The sequence below is a fragment of the uncultured Acidovorax sp. genome (genome assembly GCF_964021665.1).
Lineage (GTDB): Bacteria > Pseudomonadota > Gammaproteobacteria > Burkholderiales > Burkholderiaceae_C > Acidovorax > Acidovorax temperans.
The window spans coordinates 1-18,882 of the sequence record NZ_CAXIAK010000033.1 but is presented as its reverse complement, the minus strand read 5'-3'; the positions used below and the strand labels follow the sequence as shown (position 1 = coordinate 18,882).

The window sequence follows — 18,882 nt, the reverse complement described above, 5'->3', positions numbered from 1 at the left end:
TATGCTCCATCGAACCATAATAATCCACATGCCTGTCTCTTTGCTCGTCGGGGGCGCCTATGCCTGAGTTGCCCGAGGTAGAGGTGACGCGCCGCAGTTTCGCCGAGGCGATTGCGGGTGCACGTATCCTGGCAGTTCGTTTGGGGAAGCCGCTTCGTTGGCCCTTGGGCTGCCCGGTCGAGTCATTGGTGGGCTTGAATGTCGTGGGGGTTCGCCGCCGCGGTAAGTATCTGTTGATTGATCTTGATCGGGGGCTTTTGCTCGTTCACTTGGGGATGTCTGGCAGCTTGCGATTTTCCGGTAGTCAGCCAGAGCCGGGTAAACACGATCACTGGGATCTACAGACCTCGGCGGGCACGCTTCGCTTGCACGACCCGCGCCGTTTCGGAGCTGTTGTTTATGCCCAGGGAGAAGAAGCCCCCGTGGCTAAAAAGCTTTTGGGTGGGCTGGGTATGGAGCCTCTTGGGCCTTCGTTCTCCCTGCAGGCTTTTCATCAGGGCGTCAAAGCCAGTCGGCTACCCGTCAAGCAATTATTGTTGGCGGGGAAGTTGGTGGTGGGTGTTGGCAATATTTATGCATCCGAGGCGCTTTATCTTGCGGGAATCCGTCCCACGGTTCGGGCATCCTCTCTGGGGCCAGTGCGTATCCAGCGGCTGTATCAAGCCATAGGGCAGGTTTTGGGCAAGGCGATAGAGCTGGGAGGAAGCAGTCTGAAAGATTTTTCAAGTGCCGACGGATCTTCAGGGCATTTCCAGAACGCTGTTCAGGTGTACGGCCGGGCGGGATTACCGTGTTACGTTTGCGGCACCCCCGTGAAAATGGTCAGACAAGGGCAGCGCAGCAGCTTTTATTGCGCGAGTTGCCAACGTTAGTTGCGCCTCTGTCCTAGGTTGCCAGTCCAAGAGTGAGCTTGTGGACGGTCGGTGCTATATTTTGTTCATGTCTGCTTGCAGACCGACCATTGCATTCCGGGAGCAAAGTGGGACCCTCATTCAACGAACAGTTCGACCAGCATGGCGCTTGGCGTCGCGCATTTGCACAGCAGCTCAAGCAACTCGCAGAGTGGATGTCGAACCATGACCTTATGGACGCTGCAGTCCAGGAGCGACTGCAGCGCCTTGAAGGACAGGTGCGCACAGACAAAGTCATGGTTGCGTTTGTCGCTGAGTTTTCCCGAGGTAAGTCGGAGCTCATCAACGCGATTTTCTTCGCCGATTATGGGCGGCGCATCATGCCTGCCAGTGCTGGACGCACGACGATGTGTCCAACCGAGCTGGGTTACGACTCAGCACTGCCTCCGAGCCTCCGGCTGCTTCCCATTGAAACGCGCCTTCAAATGCAAGGTTTGGCGGATTGGCGTTTGAAGCCTGAGCGTTGGGTGGAGATCGCATTGGACGTGAACAACGCGGACCAAATCGCGAAAGCCTTGGAAAAGGTATCTGAAATTCGGCGGGTTTCCATTGACGATGCCCGTGCTTTGGGTTTCTGGCATGACGATCTGACAGACGAAAACCCAGTTCCAGATGTTGACGGTTTGGTTGAAGTGCCCATGTGGCGCCATGCGCTGATCAATATTCCACATCCCCTGCTCAAGCAGGGTTTGGTGATACTGGATACCCCTGGATTGAACGCCGTGGGTGCAGAGCCAGAACTTACTGTGAATCTGATTCCGCAGGCCCATGCGGTAGTGTTTATTTTGAGTGCAGATACGGGCGTCACTCGCTCGGATCTCTCAATATGGCGAGAACACCTGGCGACCTCCACGGACAGCATGGATGCGCGGTTGGTGGTTCTCAACAAGATTGATACGCTCTGGGACTCGCTGAACTCGCCTGAGCAGGTTCAAGCCCAATTGGGCAGGCAGTGCAGCACTTCTGCCGAGATGTTGGGCATCCCTTTGGAGCAGGTGGTACCTGTTTCGGCTCAGAAGGGCTTGGTCGCAAAAATTGCCTGCGACGATGTATTGCTGGAGTCCAGTGGCCTGCCGGCGCTTGAGGATGTCCTGGCACAGGGTGTGATGGGACGCCGCCAAGCGATTTTGCGGGCCGCCGTTGCTACCGGTGTTGCCAATCTGCGAGCCGAAACATCCCGCGTCATCAACATCCGGCGTCGCGATCTCGATGATCAGATGGCTGAGTTGCGGAGTCTGCGCGGGAAGAATGCTTCTGTCATCGAGAGCATGCGCCATCGGATTGAGCAAGAGCAGGAGGAGTTTGACCGCAGTGCCGCGAAGATTCAGGCAGTTCGTGCGGTTCACCTCAAATTGTTGCGCGAAGTCTTTCAGCAGCTGGGCTCCAAAGCGCTCAAGACTGAACTCGCGGAACTGTCCAAATTGCTGCAGCAAAAGGGCTTGAAGCTCGGAGTGCGAAAAATCTACTTGGAGACCTTTGACAAACTCAAAGGCACTGTCGATAAGGCCCAAGCTTCTGGCCTGGAGATCCAGGCCATGCTCGCTGGCACCTTTCGTCAGTTGAATGCGGAGTTTGGATTTTCTCTACAGGTTCCACCAGCGCCACAGTTGGAGCATTTTTTGCAGGATTTGGATCATATTGAGCAGAGCCACCTGCAATATCTGGGCGTTAGCAATGCGCTGAAACTCGCCCAGCCAGAGTTCTCTGAACGTCTGGTACGTGCATTGGGAACCCGCCTGCGTACCGTCTACGAGTCTGCTGCCAATGATCTGGAGCTGTGGAGTAAGTCTGCAACGGCGCAGCTGGATGCTCAGCTGAGGGAGCGTCGTCGTAGTTTTTCGCGACGCATTGAGGCGGTAGACCGCATTCAACAGGCTGCAAGCGGGCTGGTTGAGCGTATTGCCGAAATTGAGGCGGGTGAAGATGAACTGATTCAACTGGAGCAGCGGTTGCAAGAGTTGACTTCGCAGTTGATCGAGCTACCAGAACAAGAGTCTTCCCAAAAAGATACGCCCGTGGACTTTCTGTTGGCATGAGCGAGTCGTTGGAGTCCGTAGCCACTCGGGTTGTGCGGTGGCAGGCGAGTCATGGACGCAGTCATCTCCCCTGGCAGAAGACCCGCGACCCCTACAGGGTTTGGTTGTCAGAAATCATGCTGCAGCAAACCCAGGTGAGCACCGTGTTGGGTTACTACGCACGTTTTCTGGAACGATTCCCGGATTTGGGCGCACTTGCCAGGGCTTCGCAGGACGAGGTGTTGGGCCTCTGGAGCGGCCTGGGTTATTACAGTCGTGCCCGAAATTTGCATCTGTGCGCGCAGCTGGTTGTTGCGGAGCACGGCGGGGTTTTTCCTTCGTCTGCTGAACTCTTGGCGAAGTTGCCGGGAATCGGTCGCTCTACCGCAGGAGCGATTGCCGCATTTTGTTTCTCCCAGCGAGTACCGATTCTCGACGCCAATGTGCGTCGTGTATTGACCCGTGTGGTCGGATTCGATGGTGATTTGGCGGTAGCCAAGAATGAACGAGCGCTTTGGGAGCACGCAGAGGCCTTGCTTCCCGTCTCTGACCTTGCTGCAGCAATGCCACGCTACACCCAGGGGATGATGGACTTGGGTGCGGGGGTGTGCACCCCTAAAACTCCACAATGTCTGATTTGCCCTTTGATGGGCGTGTGCGTGGCACAGAAGGAAGGCGCTCCAGAGCGCTACCCCGTCAAAACACGAAAGCTGGTCCGCAGGTCGGAGTCTTGGTGGTTGCTCTTGCTCATACGGTTGGATGGAGCCGTTTGGCTTGAAACTCGCCCATCCACTGGCATATGGGCGGGCTTGCAATGCGCACCGACTTTTCCTGATCGTGAGACTGCAGCCAATGCAGCTGCAGCAATCGCACCTTTGGCTCCGCTACGTGAGCACGCTGCTTTTTTACATGTGCTAACCCATCGTGACTTGCATCTTCATCCTCTGGCAATAGCGGTGGATCATGAGTGCCGGCCTAGCGAAACTGGGCGGTGGTTCCAGACTAAGGAATGGCCAAAAGCCGGGCTACCTGCGCCCATGCGCAAGATCCTTGAGGACATGGCATAAGGCTGCTGCGGAATTCAACGGCGCCTGGTATGGGAACCTAGGGTATGGCAGTGCCTGTCTAACGGCCATCCATCTCTCTATGGCGCCTGAGGACTTTCCAGCGGTGCTCGAAACGACGTGCCAATTGTTCTACCAAGTAGACGGATCGGTGTTGTCCACCAGTGCAACCGATGGCCACCGTGACGTAGCTTCGGTGGTTCTGCTCAAGCACATCCAGCCAATAGGCCATGAACTGCTCAATGTGCTGTTCCATGGTGAGTACCTCTGGCTGTTGTGCCAAAAACTCTGCCACAGGCGCATCCAAGCCGGTCAAATCTCTCAGGGAGTTTTCGTAGTGTGGGTTGGGGAGCATCCGCACGTCGAACACGTAATCGGCATCCACGGGAATTCCCCGCTTGAACGCAAAAGACTGGAACACCAGCGTCATTCCCCCTGCGGCTACCGACAGAAGTCCTTTCACATAGCTTTGAAGTTGTGACGATCTGATGTGGCTGGTGTCGATCACGTGGGACTGCTCGCGAAGGTCTGCAAGAAGCTCTCGTTCAAGTTCAATGATTTGAACCAAGGCTTGGCGTCCTTGCAGCAACTCGTCGTTGGATAGCGGATGACGCCGTCTCGTTTCCGAAAATCGACGAATCAATGTGCCTGTGGTGGCATCGAGAAAAAGCGACTGGACGACGATGCCTTGTGACTTGAGACGATCGAGTTCTTTGGGAACCTGGGGTAATGAGGTAGCACTGCGCACATCCATGGCAATCGCTACACGGTTGCCATGGTACTTGTGTTCAAGATCCACGAATGCAGCGAGTAACTCTGGTGGGAGATTGTCCACGCAGTAGTAACCAGCATCTTCCATTGCATGCAGGGCGACCGACTTGCCTGAGCCTGACATACCCGTGATCAATACGATTTCAAGTGCCATTGCTGTCCCCGCGTTCAGACCCGGCAACCTCCAGCATTTCCTTTGCATGGGCCAGGCTCGTTTGTGTTGGGCGTTCTCCGCCTAGCATTCTTGCAATCTCAGCGACCCGAGCGCTGCCGGTCATGCTTTGCACGGTGCTGGTCGTACCTGCTTTGGACCGCAGTTTGGACACTTGCAAGTGGTGGTGTGCACAGGATGCAACTTGAGGTAGGTGGGTGACGGCTAGAACCTGCCGATCTGCACCAAGCTGTTGCATTAACCGCCCAACCGTTTCTGCAACGGCGCCGCCCACCCCGGAGTCCACTTCATCAAATATCAGGGTAGGGGCACGTCCCAACTCGCTCGTTGTGACTGCAATCGCCAGGGATATGCGAGACAACTCCCCCCCCGAAGCCACCTTGCCTATTGGCTTAGGCGTTGCGCCCGGATGCCCTGAGACCAAGAAGGAGATTTCATCCAGCCCATGCGATGCAGGTTCAGTCAATTTTTTGATCTCAACCTCAAACTTTCCTCCTTGCATTCCAAGGCCGTGCATGGCCTTGGTGATGGATGAGGACAGTCGTGGTGCTGCTTTTGACCGTTGCACCGACAAGGCTCTTGCTGCAGCGTGGTAAGCGCGTTCGCTCGAATCGGCCTTTGCAGTCAATGCTTCAATATCCCTTGAAGCATCGAGTTGCTGCAGTGACTGTTTCCACTCCTGCAGCAGCAGCGGCAAGTCGGCAGGTGGACGCTTGTATTTACGCGCCAAGTTCAGCCACAGGGAAATTCGAGTGTCCAACTCTGCTAGTCGTTCTGGGTCTACTTCTGTCCTGCGTAAATAGCTGTGCAGGGAGTGAGCGACGTCACCGGCTTGCGCCAGGCAAGACGACAGTACATCCGACATCGCGCTGAAATCCGCTTCAACATGTTCCTGGTTCTGTAGCGCCGTATGGGCTTGAGACAACTGGTCCAAGGCGCCGTTGTCTTCGTCTTCCAATATTCGAAGGACACGTTGTGCCGCCTCAATCAGTGCATTGGCGTTGGATAACCGCCTATGGGCCGAGTCCAGCTCCTCCCACTCATCTCTTTGTGGTGCCAGCTTTTCCAGTTCGGCAATTTGCCACTGAAGTCGGTCACGTTCTTGCTGCAGAGTCGCCTGTGCCTCGCGAGCTTGCTGTAGAGCCTTTTGCGCTTGTCGCCATTGGGTCCAACGTGCCATGGTGTCGGTTGGATTGGTTCCTGCGTATGCATCCAGCAGGTTGCGTACTGATTCTGGGCGAGTCAAGCTCTGCCAAGCATGCTGACCATGGATGTCCAACAACTGCTCGCCCAGAGATCTCAACTGAGTTGCTGTCACTGGCACTCCGTTGATCCAGGCACGGCTTTTACCTTGGTTGTCTACGGTACGCCGCAAAAGTATCGCAGCTTCCGCATCAATGCCTGCTTCTTCCAACCATGGTGTAACGTGGTCAGGAACATCGAACTCCGCGCAGATATCTGCTTTGGCTGCGCCCTCCCGTACAACGCTGGTGTCAGCCCGTGCGCCCAGCACGATCTGAAGCGCATCGATCAAAATGGATTTACCTGCCCCTGTTTCTCCAGTCAGAACGGTAAAACCAGGTTGCAATTCGAGGTCTAGTGACTCCACGATCACGAAATCGCGTAACACCATGCGCTTGAGCGACATGCTCAGGATCCCCCCTCATTCCAGCGGAGCTTTCGCCGCAAGGTCGCAAAGTAATTCCAACCAGCAGGGTGGAGGAAGCGCACACAGTGTTCTGAGCGTCGCACCAAGATTCGGTCGCCATGCTGAAGTGAAGCTAAAGATTGCATGTCAAAGTTGGCACTGACGTCCCGCCCACTGACCACCTCCACGGCGACTTCTGTCGCGTCCGAAAGAACGATCGGGCGGTTGGAGAGTGTGTGCGGTGCGATGGGAACCAAAACCCAGCCTGGAATAGCGGGGTGCAGCATGGGGCCCCCTGCGGACAGTGAATATGCAGTGGACCCTGTCGGCGAGGCGATGATCAATCCGTCCGCTCTCTGGTTCGAGACAAATCGGCCCCCCACCTCAACACGCAACTCCACCATTCCCGATGTTCCGCCGCGATTGACCACCACATCATTCATGGCGAACGCTTCGAACACCATCTCTTCGCCTCTCATCACGCGTGCATGCATGAGGGGCCTTGAGTCTTCCTCATATTCGCCGCGCAACATGGGGCCCAAGGTAGTCTGGTACGCTTCAAAGGGGATGTCGGTGATGAAGCCCAATCTGCCTTGATTGATGCCAATGAGCGGTACCCCATGGCGTGCCAGCCTACGTGCGATGCCTAGCATCGTGCCGTCCCCGCCGACCACCAGCCCCACGTCGCAAGTGGCCATTTCCTCCACTTGAATTGATTGAAATTCTGTAAGCCCAGTGTTCTGCGCTGTCTCTGCTTCCAGCAATACCTCGCAGCCCAAGTTCGTCATGAAGTCAGCAATCTTCTCAAGGGCCAGCAAGCTACTCTCGGACATGCCTGGAGCCGCAGAGGGTTGGTATTTGCCGATGAGCGCGACACGACGGAATTTCAGAGTCATTTGGAAATTACATCATTAAAATCAAACCATGCTCGATGACCGTGCCAAGTTGTTGCTCAAAGCGCTGGTCGAGCGCTACATCGCAGACGGCCAGCCCGTAGGCTCACGCACGCTTTCTCGGGCCTCCGGGCTGGATTTGTCTCCTGCCACCATCCGCAATGTGATGGCGGACTTGGAAGAGTTGGGGCTTATTGCAAGTCCCCACACCTCGGCAGGGCGTGTACCTACAGCCCGAGGCTACCGCTTGTTCGTGGACACCATGTTGACGGTGCAGCGGGACGGGCTGGAGGCTCCGCAGTTGATGCCCGAGCAGCCGCAAAAAGTGATCGCGAATGCGGCTCATCTTCTGTCCAGTCTGTCTCAGTTTGTCGGTGTGGTCATGGCACCCCGCCGCAGTTCGGTATTTCGTCACATAGAGTTCTTGAGACTGTCAGAACGCCGGTTTTTGGTGATCATCGTTTCGCCTGAGGGCGATGTTCAAAATCGGGTCATCTTCACTGATTCCGACTATTCGCAATCCCAGCTTGTCGAAGCTGCCAACTTTCTCAACGCGCACTATGCAGGTTTGGAAATGGAGCAGGTCAGGGAGCGCTTGAAGTCGGAGGTTGATTTGTTGAGAGGCGAGATCGCCTCTTTGATGCAGGCTGCGGTCAACGTGAGTTCTGAGGCGTTATCGCAAGCCCAGGATGAGGTCGTGATTTCAGGGGAGCGGAATCTGCTGTCAGTGAGCGATTTTTCCAGTGACATGGGGAACCTTCGCCGGGCGTTTGATCTGTTCGAGCAAAAGACGCAAATCCTGCGCTTGCTCGATATCTCGAGCCAGGCCGAAGGCGTGCGCATCTACATTGGGGGCGAGAGTCAGGTGGTTCCTTTCGAGGAGCTGTCCGTGGTCAGCGCTCCTTATGAGGTCGATGGCAAAGTTGTCGGAACGTTGGGGGTGATCGGCCCGACGCGCATGCCGTACGACAAGATGATCCAGATCGTGGACATCACTTCCAAGCTGGTTTCCAACGCGCTCAGTTACCGCAAATAAACGCCTTACAATCCGTCGTCCTGAGAAGCAGGCTGGTTTGGGGCGTTAGCTCAGTTGGTTAGAGCAGAGGACTCATAATCCTTTGGTCGCGGGTTCAAGTCCCTCACGCCCTACCAAAAGGCCTGCTGCGAATGCAGCCCACTTTTTCATAAAAAGTGGCATTTTTCAAAAAATGCAGTCTGGCGTGTATTACAATCTCAGTCATGCGATGAAGCTGATGTCTTCGCTAAGAAGACAAAAGCAAGTTGCATAAATTTTTAAAGTTCTAAAAATTTATGCTATAATTCAAAGCTTAGCGGCTGTAGCTCAGCTGGATAGAGTACTTGGCTACGAACCAAGGGGTCGTGGGTTCGATTCCTGCCAGCCGCACCAATGTTTAAAGCCTGCAACTGAAAAGTTGCAGGCTTTTTCATTTGTCCAATCGCTTTATTCTTTTCGGAGATGAATGCGCCATGAGCAAAGCCTTCACCAAAGAGACGGATGGTGATGAAGATGACGAGGTGTCGTTGCCTCCCTTGGCCAAAGGTGCCAAGAACTACATCACTCCTGCAGGATACGCACGCCTTCGTGCGGAGTTGCTGGACCTGATTGACAACGAGCGTCCTAAAGTCGTCGAGGCAGTGCACTGGGCTGCCAGCAACGGAGATCGTTCCGAGAATGGCGATTACCTTTACGGCAAAAAGCGGCTGCGGGAGATTGATCGTCGCATCCGCTTTTTGACAAAGCGTCTAGAGATCGCTGAGGTGGTTGACCCTAGCCTTCACGCGGGTAGCGATCAGGTGTTTTTTGGCGCCACCGTGACCTATTGTGATGATGAGGGAGTGGATCGAACCATCACCATCATGGGCATTGATGAGGCGGACAGTCACGCGGGGCAGGTGAGTTGGATTGCGCCCGTAGCCCGGGCATTGCTCAAAGCCAGGGTGGGGGATGAGGTGGCGCTTCCGACTCCAGCAGGCACCCGCATGCTGGAGGTGAGATCCGTCTGCTATCCCGACCCTGTAAAGTCTTGAGTTGTGGCTCTCCTGCCATCGCTGCTCTGGATGGCAGGGCAGAGTCACGTCGCTTGCGGCGTGATTCTGTTGGCGCGAATCACCGCCTGGGTGCGGCGCAAATTCCGCAGAGCCGCCTCCAGATGTGCCTGGTCACGTACCGCAACAACGAACCTAAGGTCAGTGGTGTCCAGGGCGGCCTCGTCATCCATGTCCACATGGGTGATGTCCGCTTCGGAGTTGGCCAACTCCTGGGCGATCCGTGCGAGTACGCCCTTGCCGTTGATGACGGTCACAACCACCCCGGTTTCGAACAGGCGTGTCGGTTCGTCTGCCCAGTCCACGGCAATGAAGCGTTCGCTGTCTTTGTGCTGCAAGCGCTTGGCCACACTGCAATCAGCGTTGTGTACGACCAGCCCCTCGCCGCGGCCCAGGTAGCCGACGATGCGATCACCCGGCACCGGGCGGCAGCAAGGTGCATATTGCACGGAAGCGTTTTCACTACCATCCAGCGTGACTGCGCCCTGGGAGAGGGTCTCGTGTGAGGTGTACCGCTCGCGCGTGAGCAACAGTGCATCGGGACGATGGCCGTGCTCGCCCAGCAGTACCACCAGCCGCTTGGCCACGATGCTGGCAATGCGTTTGCCCAGTCCCAAGTCCGTCAGCAATTCGCTGCGGTTGCGGTTGCCAGTGAAGCGCAACAGCTTTTCCCATAGAGCATGCGTTTCGCCTTCGTCGGGCGGGAGCTGTTCCAGGCCTTCTGCGCGAATTGCCTGGATGAGCAGTTTTTCGCCCAGGCTTTCGGACTCGGTGTGGGCCAGTGTTTTGAGGTAGTGGCGTATCTTGGAACGCGCACGCCCGGTGCGTACGAACCCCAGCCAGGCGGGGTTCGGTGTGGAAACAGGCGTGGTGATGATCTCGACCACATCCCCATTTTTCAGCTCAGTGCGCAAGGGCACTTGCTCGTTGTTGATTTTGGCGGCAGTGGTTCGATCGCCCACATTGCTGTGGATGGCGTACGCGAACTCCACCACTGTGGCTCCGCGCGGCAATGCCATGATCTGGCTCTTGGGTGTGAAAACATAGACCGCGTCCGGGAAGAGATCCACCTTGACATGGTCCCAGAACTCCGCGGCATCCCGGGTTTCGTTCTGGATGTCCAAAAGCGACTGCAGCCATTTGGTACCCAGTCGCTCTGCTGATGAGCCGTCAGAGTCTTGCGCCTTGTAGAGCCAGTGTGCTGCCACGCCGGCTTCCGCAATCACATGCATCTCGTCCGTGCGCATCTGGAATTCGATGTTGATTCCAGATGGCCCCACCAGCGTGGTGTGCAGAGACTGGTAGCCATTGAGTTTGGCAATGGCGATGTGATCCTTGAACTTGCCCGGGACAGGCTTGTACATCTGGTGCAAAACACCGAGTGCGGTATAACAGTCCGTGATGGTGGGTACGATGACGCGAAAGCCGTAGATGTCCGTCACCTGGGCAAAGCTCAGGTGCTTGAGGTGCATTTTTTGATAAATCGCGTACAGCGTTTTCTCGCGCCCCGCCAGGCGGACTTTCATGCCTATGCGATTGAAGGCTGCGTCTACCTCGGCTTGTACCTTTTGCACCAGATCCCGCCGCCGGTTGCGCGACTTGTTGACCGCTTTTGAAAGGGTGGCGTAGCGCCAGGGGTGCAAATGCCGAAACGCAAGGTCTTGCAACTCGCGGTAGGTTTGGTTCAGCCCCAGGCGGTGAGCAATAGGCGCGTAGATTTCAAGCGTTTCGGAGGAAATGCGCCCCCACTTGCTGCGGGGCATGTCCGACAGCGTGCGCATGTTGTGCGTGCGGTCGGCCAGCTTGATGAGGATGACCCGCACATCCCGCGCCATCGCCAGCAGCATCTTGCGAAAAGACTCTGCCTGGTTTTCTTCGCGGGTGTTGAACTGGAGCTTGTCCAGCTTGGTCAGTCCGTCCACCAGCTCTGCCACCGGGGCGCCGAACCGGTCAATCAGATCGGCCTTGGTCACGCCGCAGTCTTCCATGGCGTCGTGGAGCAGGGCGGCCATCAGGGCCTGTGCATCTAGCTTCCAGGCGGCGCATTGCGCCGCCACGGCAATGGGGTGGGTGATGTAAGGCTCACCGCTGTTGCGCAGTTGCCCCAGGTGCGCTTCGTCAGCGAAGCGATAGGCCTGCCTTACCTGTTCAATGCTGGCGGCGTCCAGGTAGCTGAGGTTTTCCGTCAGCGCAGCAAAGCTGGCCGCTGCGGCGTTGGCTGCGGCGGCGGTAGGGCTGGCTGTAGGCTGGGCATCGCCAGGTCGGGTCTGCGTTGCAGAAGGTAAGTTGAGCACCGCGGTCATGCCTTAAATGTAGCGCGGGAGTGGGAGGGCTGGCAGAGAAGCAAAAAAAAGCACCGCATAGCGGTGCTTATTTGGGGGCATTGCCCGACAAAAATCAACCTGGAACTTTTTTCAGCATTTCCAGGCCAACCTTACCTTCAGCGATTTCGCGCAAGGCAGTCACGGCGGGCTTGTTGCGGCTTTCGATGCGCGGGGCGTGGCCCTGGCTCAGCATGCGAGCGCGGTACGTGGCGGCCAACACGAGCTGGAAGCGGTTGGGGATCTTTTCCAGACAGTCTTCTACGGTGATGCGTGCCATCGTTTTACTCCGGGATTCAGGTGATATTGAGCGACTTGAAGGTGTCTGCACGGGCGCGGCGTTGCGCGGCGTACTTGAGTCGCTGGGCGTGAACGACCGCTTTCAGATCAAAAAGGGCGCTCTCGAACAACTCGTTGATTATAACGAAGTCGAATTTATCGACCTGCGCCATCTCGATCGCGGCGTTCTTGAGGCGCAGCTCGATGGTTTCGGCCGAATCCTCGCCCCGGCGCTCCAGGCGCGAGCGGAGTTCTTCCCAGCTGGGGGGGAGGATAAAAACCAGCACTGCGTTGCTGAAGGCCTGCTTCACCTGCAATGCGCCCTGGAAGTCGATCTCCAGAATCACATCGGCGCCTTGGGCAATGCGTTCTTCAATCGCCTTCTTGGACGTGCCGTATCGGTTGCCATGCACATGCGCCCATTCCACGAAGGCGTTGGCCTGCACCATGGCATCGAATTCTGACTGCGACGCAAAAAAGTACTCGCGGCCATGCTTCTCCTGCCCGCGCGGGGCGCGCGTGGTGTGAGAGATGGAGGGGCTGACGCGAGAGTCCAGCTCCAGCAGTGCTTTGACGAGGCTGGATTTGCCAGCACCGCTGGGGGCCGCAACTACAAAGAGATTTCCGGGGTAGTCCATAGCAGATAAGCGCAAGGCGCTATCAAAAGATGAGTGTTATTCGATATTTTGCACTTGCTCGCGCATTTGCTCGATCAGGACCTTCATGTCCACGCTGATGCGGGTGAGGTCCAGAGCGGCAGATTTGGAGCCCAGGGTGTTGGCTTCCCGGTGCAACTCCTGGATGAGGAAGTCCAGGCGCTTGCCGACTTCGCCGCCCTTTTTCAGCAGGCGTTCGATTTCATCCAGATGCGACTCCAGGCGCGTGATTTCTTCCGCCACGTCGATGCGAATGGCGAAGGCGGTGGCTTCGGTCAGTGCGCGGTCGCGGGCGGCCTCGGGCAGGATGGCGCCATCGGTGAGGGCCATGGCTTCCTTCCAGCGCTCCATGAAGCGTTGGCGTTGCTGCTCGACCAGTCGCGGCACCAGCGGCACCGCTTGCTGGGCCAGCGCGCGCAGCTGCTTGGCGCGGTCCAGCACCATGGTGGCCAGGCGCTTGCCTTCGCGTTCGCGGGCGGACAGCAGCGCTGTGAGGGCTTCTTCGGCCAGCGCAGGCACGGCTTCACTCCAGTCGTGCGAGCTGGTATTGGCGTTGGCGCACAGGCGCAGCGCATCGGCCACGCTCAGCGGTGCAGCGCCGGGCAGCCAAGCCTTGACGGAGTCTTGCAAGGTGTTGAGGCGTTGCAGCAAGCGCGCTGGTGGGTCTTGCAGGGTGTTGCTGTCTTCGTTTTCGATAGCGGCACGCACCTCCACCTTGCCACGCTTGAGGCGGGCTGTGAGCAGGGTGCGCAGCGTGGGCTCCAGCGCCCGCAGGTCGTCAGGAAGGCGGAAGGACAGGTCCAGAAAGCGGCTATTGACCGACCGGATTTCCAGGCCCAGCCTGCGATTTTGGGGCGTGCGGCCCTCGGCTTCAGCGCCAGTGGCAGACGCGCCTTGCTGCGCGCTGGCGTATCCGGTCATGCTGTAAACTGGCATTGGACTTTTTGATGGTTGCTTGCGATCCGGCGATTATCCGGGTTCCGCCTAACCCCCGAGTCATCTTCGCAAAATATGTCAAAAATCAAGCCCGCACCATTGCCACCAGATACGTTGCTCGGTGGCTATCGCGTGGTGCGCAGGGTCTCTTCCGGCGGCTTCGGCGTGGTGTACCTCGCTGTGGATTCCGAAGGCCAGCAGGTCGCCATCAAGGAATACCTTCCTTCATCATTGGCCACGCGCGCACCTGGCGAGTTGCTGCCAAAGGTGCCGCCTGAAAAACTCTCGCTGTACCGCCTGGGGCTCAAGAGCTTCTTTGAAGAAGGGCGTTCGCTCGCGCAGATTTCGCACGCCTCTGTGGTCAGCGTGCTCAACTTCTTCCGCGAGAACGAAACCGTCTACATGGTGATGAACTACCTGGAGGGCGCGACTCTGCAGGATTTCATCATCACCGCGCGCGACCTGAAGACGCAGAAGGTCTTCCGCGAATCCACCATCCGCTCATTGTTCGATGAAGTGCTGCGCGGCCTGCGCATCGTGCACCAGCACAAGATGCTGCACTTGGACATCAAGCCCGCCAACATCTTCATCACCGATGACAACAAGGCTGTGCTGATTGACTTTGGCGCGGCGCGCGAGGTGCTGAGCAAGGAAGGCAACTTCATCCGCCCCATGTACACCCCCGGTTTTGCTGCGCCTGAGATGTACCGGCGTGATTCCCAGATGGGGCCGTGGACCGACATCTACGCCATAGGTGCCTGCATCTATGCCTGCATGCAAGGCTTTCCGCCCAATGAAGCGCCTCAGCGCATCGAAAAAGACCGCCTTTCGCTGGCATTGACCAAGCTGCGCGGTGTGTACTCGGACAACCTGATCGAAGTGGTGGAATGGTGCATGGCGCTGGACCCGCTCTCGCGCCCGCAATCGGTGTTTGCCTTGCAAAAGGAACTGAGCCGGGAGGGTGAGCGCCGCTACACCAAGCTCTCGGTGGCTGAAAAAATGCGCCTGCAACTGGATACTCTGGTGTCTGATACCAAGAAAAACGTACAGAAGGTGGGTGAAGCCACCGGCATCGGAGCCAAGCCCAAATGAACACGATCCACGCCAAGCGGGTCTGCGGGGCACACGGCGTATTCATTGACGATGCCTGTGCGCATCCCTGTTTGCGTGAACCACTATGAAATTCTCGGTTTTTCAGATCAGCCGCCGCGGCGGCCGCGAAAAGAACGAAGACCGCATGGGGTACTGCTACACCCGGGAGTCCGGGCTCTTTGTGCTGGCCGACGGCATGGGGGGGCACCCTGAAGGCGAAGTGGCTGCGCAGATTGCGCTGCAGACCGTCTCGGCCCTGTTCCAGCGCCAGGCCAAGCCCCAGATCCAGGATGTGCAGGAATTCCTTTCGGGCGCACTGCTGGCAGCCCACCACCAGATTCTGCGATACGCGTCTGAGAAGGGAATGATCGACACACCGCGCACCACGCTGGTGGCGGCTGTGTTGCAGGGCGGAGCCGCCTCGTGGGTGCACTGCGGTGATTCGCGGCTGTACATGGTGCGCGACGGAGATTTGCTGACCCGCACGCGCGACCACTCTTACCTGGAACTGCGCAACGCGCCCCCACCGGGCATGGACCGCGTGACCCGCAACGTGTTGTTTACCTGCATGGGCTAGCCCACCAAGACCATCTACGACATCACCAGGCCTGTGTACCTGGAGCAGGGCGACCGCCTGCTGTTGTGCTCAGACGGCCTGTGGGGCACCTTGAGTGATGAAGAAATCACCAAGCAGCTGGCCCGCCAGCCCGTTTCTCACGCTGTGCCTGAACTGGTGGAAGAAGCCTTGCGCAAGGCGGGCGACAGCAGCGACAACGTGACCGTGGTGGCCCTGGAGTGGGAGACGCCCGACGCATTCGAGTCCACCCAGGGCGTGTCCACCGACAGCATCAGCGACGATGTGTTTGCCTCCACCATCCAGGCCGGCCCGCTCGATGGCTTGGCCGACGATCTGGACGATGCGGCCATTGAGCGCTCGATCGCCGAAATCAACGAAGCCATTCGCCGGTCGGCCGCCCGCCGCGGCTGAGGCGCTGGCCCCGAACCCTCTGGACACGGGCCCTTCACGGGCCCTTCACGGGCCCGTCTGTTTTGAACCCCTTATTGCGACGTGATCGCCCCTGAAATGACCACCTTCCAACGCTCTGGCCAACGCGCCGCCGATCAGTTGCGCGCCGTGCGCATCACCCGGCACTACACCATGCACGCCGAGGGCTCGGTGCTCATCGAGTTTGGCAACACCAAGGTGCTGTGCACCGCGTCGGTTGAAGAAAAGGTGCCTCCGCACAAGCGCGGCAGTGGCGAAGGCTGGGTGACGGCCGAATACGGCATGCTGCCTCGCGCCACCCACACCCGCAGCGACCGCGAGGCTGCACGCGGCAAGCAAAACGGCCGCACGCAAGAAATCCAGCGCCTCATCGGCCGCTCGCTGCGTGCGGTGTTCGATTTGAAGCTGCTGGGCGAGCGCACCATCCAGCTCGACTGCGATGTGATCCAGGCCGATGGCGGCACGCGCACTGCCGCCATCACCGGCGCCTGGGTGGCCGCGCAGGACGCGGTGAACACGCTCATCGCCGCAGGCAAGATCACCCAGTCGCCCCTGCGCGAGCCCGTGGCCGCCATCTCGGTGGGCATCGTGCAAGGCACGCCGCTGCTCGATCTGGAGTATGTGGAAGACGTGGGCTGCGACACCGACATGAACGTGGTGATGACCGGTGCGGGCCACTACGTGGAAGTGCAGGGCACGGCCGAAGGCGTGGCCTTTACCCGCAAGGAAATGGACCAATTGCTGGCGCTGGCCGAAAAAGGCATTGCCGAGCTGATCCAGTTGCAGCAACAGGCCCTGGCAGCCTGATTTTTTACTATTGATTTGATAGCTGCTAGCGCTTGATCAATAAGCGCTAGAGCCACATTTGACTATGAAACTCGTATTGGCATCCAACAACCAGGGCAAGCTCGCCGAGCTGCAGGCCATGTTTGCCCCGCTGGGCGTGGAACTGGTGCGCCAGGGCGACCTGGGCGTGGGCGAGGCCGAAGAGCCCTTCCGCACCTTTGTCGAAAACGCGCTGACCAAGGCCCGCTTTGCGTCGCAACACACCGGTTTGCCCGCGCTGGCCGACGATGCGGGTATGTGCGTGGACGCGTTTGGCGGCCTGCCGGGCGTGGACACGGCCTACTACTGCACCCAGTTTGGCTACGAAAAAAGCGACGCGAACAACGTGCGTGCGTTGCTGGAGCAACTGCAGGGCGTTGCCAACCGCCGCGCCGCCATGGTCAGCACCCTGGTGGCCGTGCGCAGCCCGCAAGACCCGGAGCCGCTGATTGCTGTGGGCCGTGTGGTCGGCGAGATCACCACCGAACCACGCGGCAGCAACGGGTTCGGGTTTGATCCCATCATGTTCATTCCCGAATTTGGCAAGACCTTTGCCGAGCTGCCCGTGGATGTGAAGAACGCCAACAGCCACCGGGGCCGCTCCGCCGCGCAAATGCTGACCCTGATGCGCGAGCGCTGGTTTTGAACATTGAGTGGTGAGAAGAGCCTGCCCGTGACCCACATCCCGATTGCCCCGCACACCGATGACGCGCCCGCCGTGGTGCGCGACGTTCAGCACTACATGCGCCCCGGCCTGCTGCAGCTCACCAGCCTGCCGCCGCTGTCGCTGTACGTGCACCTGCCCTGGTGCCTGAAGAAGTGCCCCTATTGCGACTTCAATTCGCACGAAGCACGCGGGGGCAATGCTGCGGGTGAGGTGCCAGAGCAGCGCTACATCGATGCCCTCATGGCCGACCTCGAGGCCGCGCTACCCCTGATCTGGGGCCGTTCGGTGCACAGCATCTTTATCGGTGGTGGCACACCCAGCCTGTTCGCACCGCAGGCCATAGACCGCCTGCTCAGCGACATCCGCGCCCGCTTGCGGCTGGAGGCTGACTGCGAGATCACGATGGAGGCCAACCCCGGCACCTTTGAGAAAGACCGGTTTCGCGCCTACCGCAGCGCGGGCGTCACGCGCCTGTCCATCGGGGTTCAGAGCTTCAACGATGCGCACCTCAAGGCCCTGGGCCGCGTGCATGACCGTGCCCAGGCCCTGGCAGCGGTGCAAGAGGCAGCCAGCGCGTTCGACACCTTCAACCTCGACATCATGTACGCCCTGCCAGGCCAGACCCTGGCGCAGATGGAGCAGGACATGCAGCAGGCGCTGCAACTGGCGCCGCCCCACATCTCCATCTACCACCTGACCATCGAGCCCAACACCTACTTCGCCAAGTTTCCGCCCGCCATTCCCGAGGACGATCTGGCCTATGCCATGCTCGACCGCATCACCGAGATGACGGGCGCGGCCGGGTTGGCGCGGTATGAAATTTCAGCCTACGCCCGCGCGGGCCACCAGTGTTTTCACAACACCAACTACTGGCAGTTTGGCGACTATCTGGGCATTGGTGCGGGCGCTCACAGCAAGCTGAGCTTTGCGCACCGCGTGGTGCGGCAGGTGCGCTTTCGCGACCCGGCCCGCTACATGGACAACGCCCTGGCAGGCCACGCCGTGGCGCAGGACGACGATGTGCGCCGGGCAGACCTGCCGTTTGAATACATGCTCAACGCGCTGCGCTTGCGCGGCGGCTTTGCGTTGACCGACTTCACCGAACGCACGGGCTTGCCGATTAGCGCCATTGCCAAAGCGCTGGATGCCGCGCAAAGCAAAGGCCTGATCGTGCGCGAGGGCGGGCAGGTGCGCCCCACTGAGCGGGGCTTTGACTTCTTGAGCGACCTGCAAGAGCTGTTTCTGGCCGACTAAGCGCGGCCCCTGCAGGGCCGCGCGTCAGCCGCAGCGCACGGCCGTGATGCGGCCGTTGTCGTCCACCACCAGGTTCAGGCGCTGCGCGTTGTATTCCTTCGTGATCATCTGGCCGGGGCGCAACACCCGCGCCATGTGGGCACCCGACTGCACCCGCGCCGCCTCGATCACGCTGGCGGTGCTGTCTTTGCCCACAAACGACTGCGCTGGCGCAGCATTGCATTGGCCGCCCACGGGGGGCTGGCCTGCTGGGGTGTTTGACGCGCCAGCACCTGGGTTGGGCGCAGCGCAGCCCGCCAGGATTC

General features: G+C 58.8%; 17 protein-coding genes, 2 tRNA genes and 1 pseudogene. 12 read left to right on the top strand and 8 right to left on the bottom strand.

What is annotated here, in order from left to right:
- The first annotated feature begins 59 nt into the window (after positions 1-59).
- The 3 genes from mutM (at position 60) to mutY (ending at position 3,993) form a co-directional block, all read left to right on the top strand.
- A complete protein-coding gene (gene mutM, locus AADJ04_RS09210; protein ID WP_341239430.1) occupies positions 60-872 on the top strand; it encodes a bifunctional DNA-formamidopyrimidine glycosylase/DNA-(apurinic or apyrimidinic site) lyase in 813 nt (270 codons plus the stop codon).
- A gap of 107 nt (positions 873-979) precedes the next feature.
- The gene (locus AADJ04_RS09205) at positions 980-2,947 is read left to right on the top strand and encodes a dynamin family protein (RefSeq protein WP_341239429.1); all 1,968 of its coding nucleotides are present in this window, start codon (positions 980-982) and stop codon (positions 2,945-2,947) included.
- Positions 2,944-3,993 (top strand): A/G-specific adenine glycosylase, encoded by a 1,050-nt coding sequence (mutY, locus tag AADJ04_RS09200; protein WP_341239428.1) that lies wholly within the window; start codon positions 2,944-2,946, stop codon positions 3,991-3,993. The genes AADJ04_RS09205 and mutY overlap by 4 nt, the downstream gene beginning before the upstream one ends.
- A gap of 58 nt (positions 3,994-4,051) precedes the next feature.
- Here mutY and rapZ read toward each other — a convergent pair whose 3' ends face one another.
- From rapZ to AADJ04_RS09185, 3 genes are read right to left on the bottom strand one after another with little or no spacing between them, the layout of a single operon-like run.
- Complete coding sequence (rapZ, locus tag AADJ04_RS09195) at positions 4,052-4,915, bottom strand: RNase adapter RapZ (RefSeq protein WP_341239427.1); 864 nt, start codon at positions 4,913-4,915, stop codon at positions 4,052-4,054.
- Positions 4,905-6,581 carry a DNA repair protein RecN gene (gene recN / locus AADJ04_RS09190; RefSeq protein ID WP_341239426.1) on the bottom strand — a complete coding sequence of 559 codons (1,677 nt, stop codon included), beginning with the start codon at positions 6,579-6,581 and terminating at the stop codon, positions 4,905-4,907. Before recN ends, rapZ begins: the two co-directional genes overlap by 11 nt.
- Before the next feature lie 2 nt (positions 6,582-6,583).
- On the bottom strand, positions 6,584-7,477 hold the full coding sequence (locus tag AADJ04_RS09185) for an NAD kinase (RefSeq protein ID WP_044399574.1): 894 nt from the start codon (positions 7,475-7,477) through the stop codon (positions 6,584-6,586).
- Positions 7,478-7,505: 28 nt separating this feature from the next.
- On the opposite strand from AADJ04_RS09185, the gene hrcA reads away from it, so the two are divergent.
- From hrcA to greB, 4 genes are all read left to right on the top strand, one after another.
- Positions 7,506-8,510: a heat-inducible transcriptional repressor HrcA gene (hrcA, locus tag AADJ04_RS09180; RefSeq protein ID WP_044399571.1), complete on the top strand. Its 1,005-nt coding sequence runs from the start codon at positions 7,506-7,508 to the stop codon at positions 8,508-8,510.
- 39 nt (positions 8,511-8,549) lie between these two features.
- Positions 8,550-8,626 (top strand) — tRNA-Ile (locus AADJ04_RS09175).
- A 179-nt stretch (positions 8,627-8,805) separates the two neighbouring features.
- Positions 8,806-8,882 (top strand) — tRNA-Arg (locus AADJ04_RS09170).
- 80 nt (positions 8,883-8,962) lie between these two features.
- A complete protein-coding gene (gene greB / locus AADJ04_RS09165) occupies positions 8,963-9,523 on the top strand; it encodes a transcription elongation factor GreB (protein WP_044401871.1) in 561 nt (186 codons plus the stop codon).
- Between the two features lie 44 nt (positions 9,524-9,567).
- On the opposite strand, the gene AADJ04_RS09160 is transcribed toward greB, so the two are convergent.
- From AADJ04_RS09160 to AADJ04_RS09145, 4 genes are all read right to left on the bottom strand, one after another.
- Positions 9,568-11,844, bottom strand: a complete 2,277-nt coding sequence (locus AADJ04_RS09160) for a bifunctional (p)ppGpp synthetase/guanosine-3',5'-bis(diphosphate) 3'-pyrophosphohydrolase (protein ID WP_341239425.1) — start codon at positions 11,842-11,844, stop codon at positions 9,568-9,570.
- A 94-nt stretch (positions 11,845-11,938) separates the two neighbouring features.
- On the bottom strand, positions 11,939-12,142 hold the full coding sequence (rpoZ, locus tag AADJ04_RS09155) for a DNA-directed RNA polymerase subunit omega (protein WP_005794722.1): 204 nt from the start codon (positions 12,140-12,142) through the stop codon (positions 11,939-11,941).
- Between the two features lie 16 nt (positions 12,143-12,158).
- On the bottom strand, positions 12,159-12,779 hold the full coding sequence (gmk, locus tag AADJ04_RS09150; RefSeq protein ID WP_044401880.1) for a guanylate kinase: 621 nt from the start codon (positions 12,777-12,779) through the stop codon (positions 12,159-12,161).
- 36 nt (positions 12,780-12,815) lie between these two features.
- Positions 12,816-13,718, bottom strand: coding sequence for a YicC/YloC family endoribonuclease (locus AADJ04_RS09145; RefSeq protein WP_341239424.1), 903 nt, complete (start codon positions 13,716-13,718; stop codon positions 12,816-12,818).
- A gap of 90 nt (positions 13,719-13,808) precedes the next feature.
- On the opposite strand from AADJ04_RS09145, the gene AADJ04_RS09140 reads away from it, so the two are divergent.
- From AADJ04_RS09140 to hemW, 5 genes and pseudogenes are all read left to right on the top strand, one after another.
- The gene (locus tag AADJ04_RS09140; RefSeq protein ID WP_066698848.1) at positions 13,809-14,825 is read left to right on the top strand and encodes a serine/threonine-protein kinase; all 1,017 of its coding nucleotides are present in this window, start codon (positions 13,809-13,811) and stop codon (positions 14,823-14,825) included.
- 85 nt (positions 14,826-14,910) lie between these two features.
- A pseudogene (locus AADJ04_RS09135) lies at positions 14,911-15,813 on the top strand (PP2C family serine/threonine-protein phosphatase).
- Between the two features lie 96 nt (positions 15,814-15,909).
- Positions 15,910-16,638 carry a ribonuclease PH gene (gene rph / locus AADJ04_RS09130; protein ID WP_341239423.1) on the top strand — a complete coding sequence of 243 codons (729 nt, stop codon included), beginning with the start codon at positions 15,910-15,912 and terminating at the stop codon, positions 16,636-16,638.
- Between the two features lie 64 nt (positions 16,639-16,702).
- Complete coding sequence (gene rdgB / locus AADJ04_RS09125; protein WP_341239422.1) at positions 16,703-17,302, top strand: RdgB/HAM1 family non-canonical purine NTP pyrophosphatase; 600 nt, start codon at positions 16,703-16,705, stop codon at positions 17,300-17,302.
- Positions 17,303-17,398: 96 nt separating this feature from the next.
- A complete protein-coding gene (hemW, locus tag AADJ04_RS09120; RefSeq protein ID WP_341239442.1) occupies positions 17,399-18,577 on the top strand; it encodes a radical SAM family heme chaperone HemW in 1,179 nt (392 codons plus the stop codon).
- Positions 18,578-18,601: 24 nt separating this feature from the next.
- On the opposite strand, the gene AADJ04_RS09115 is transcribed toward hemW, so the two are convergent.
- Positions 18,602-18,880 carry an I78 family peptidase inhibitor gene (locus AADJ04_RS09115; protein ID WP_341239421.1) on the bottom strand — a complete coding sequence of 93 codons (279 nt, stop codon included), beginning with the start codon at positions 18,878-18,880 and terminating at the stop codon, positions 18,602-18,604.
- Positions 18,881-18,882: the final 2 nt, after the last annotated feature.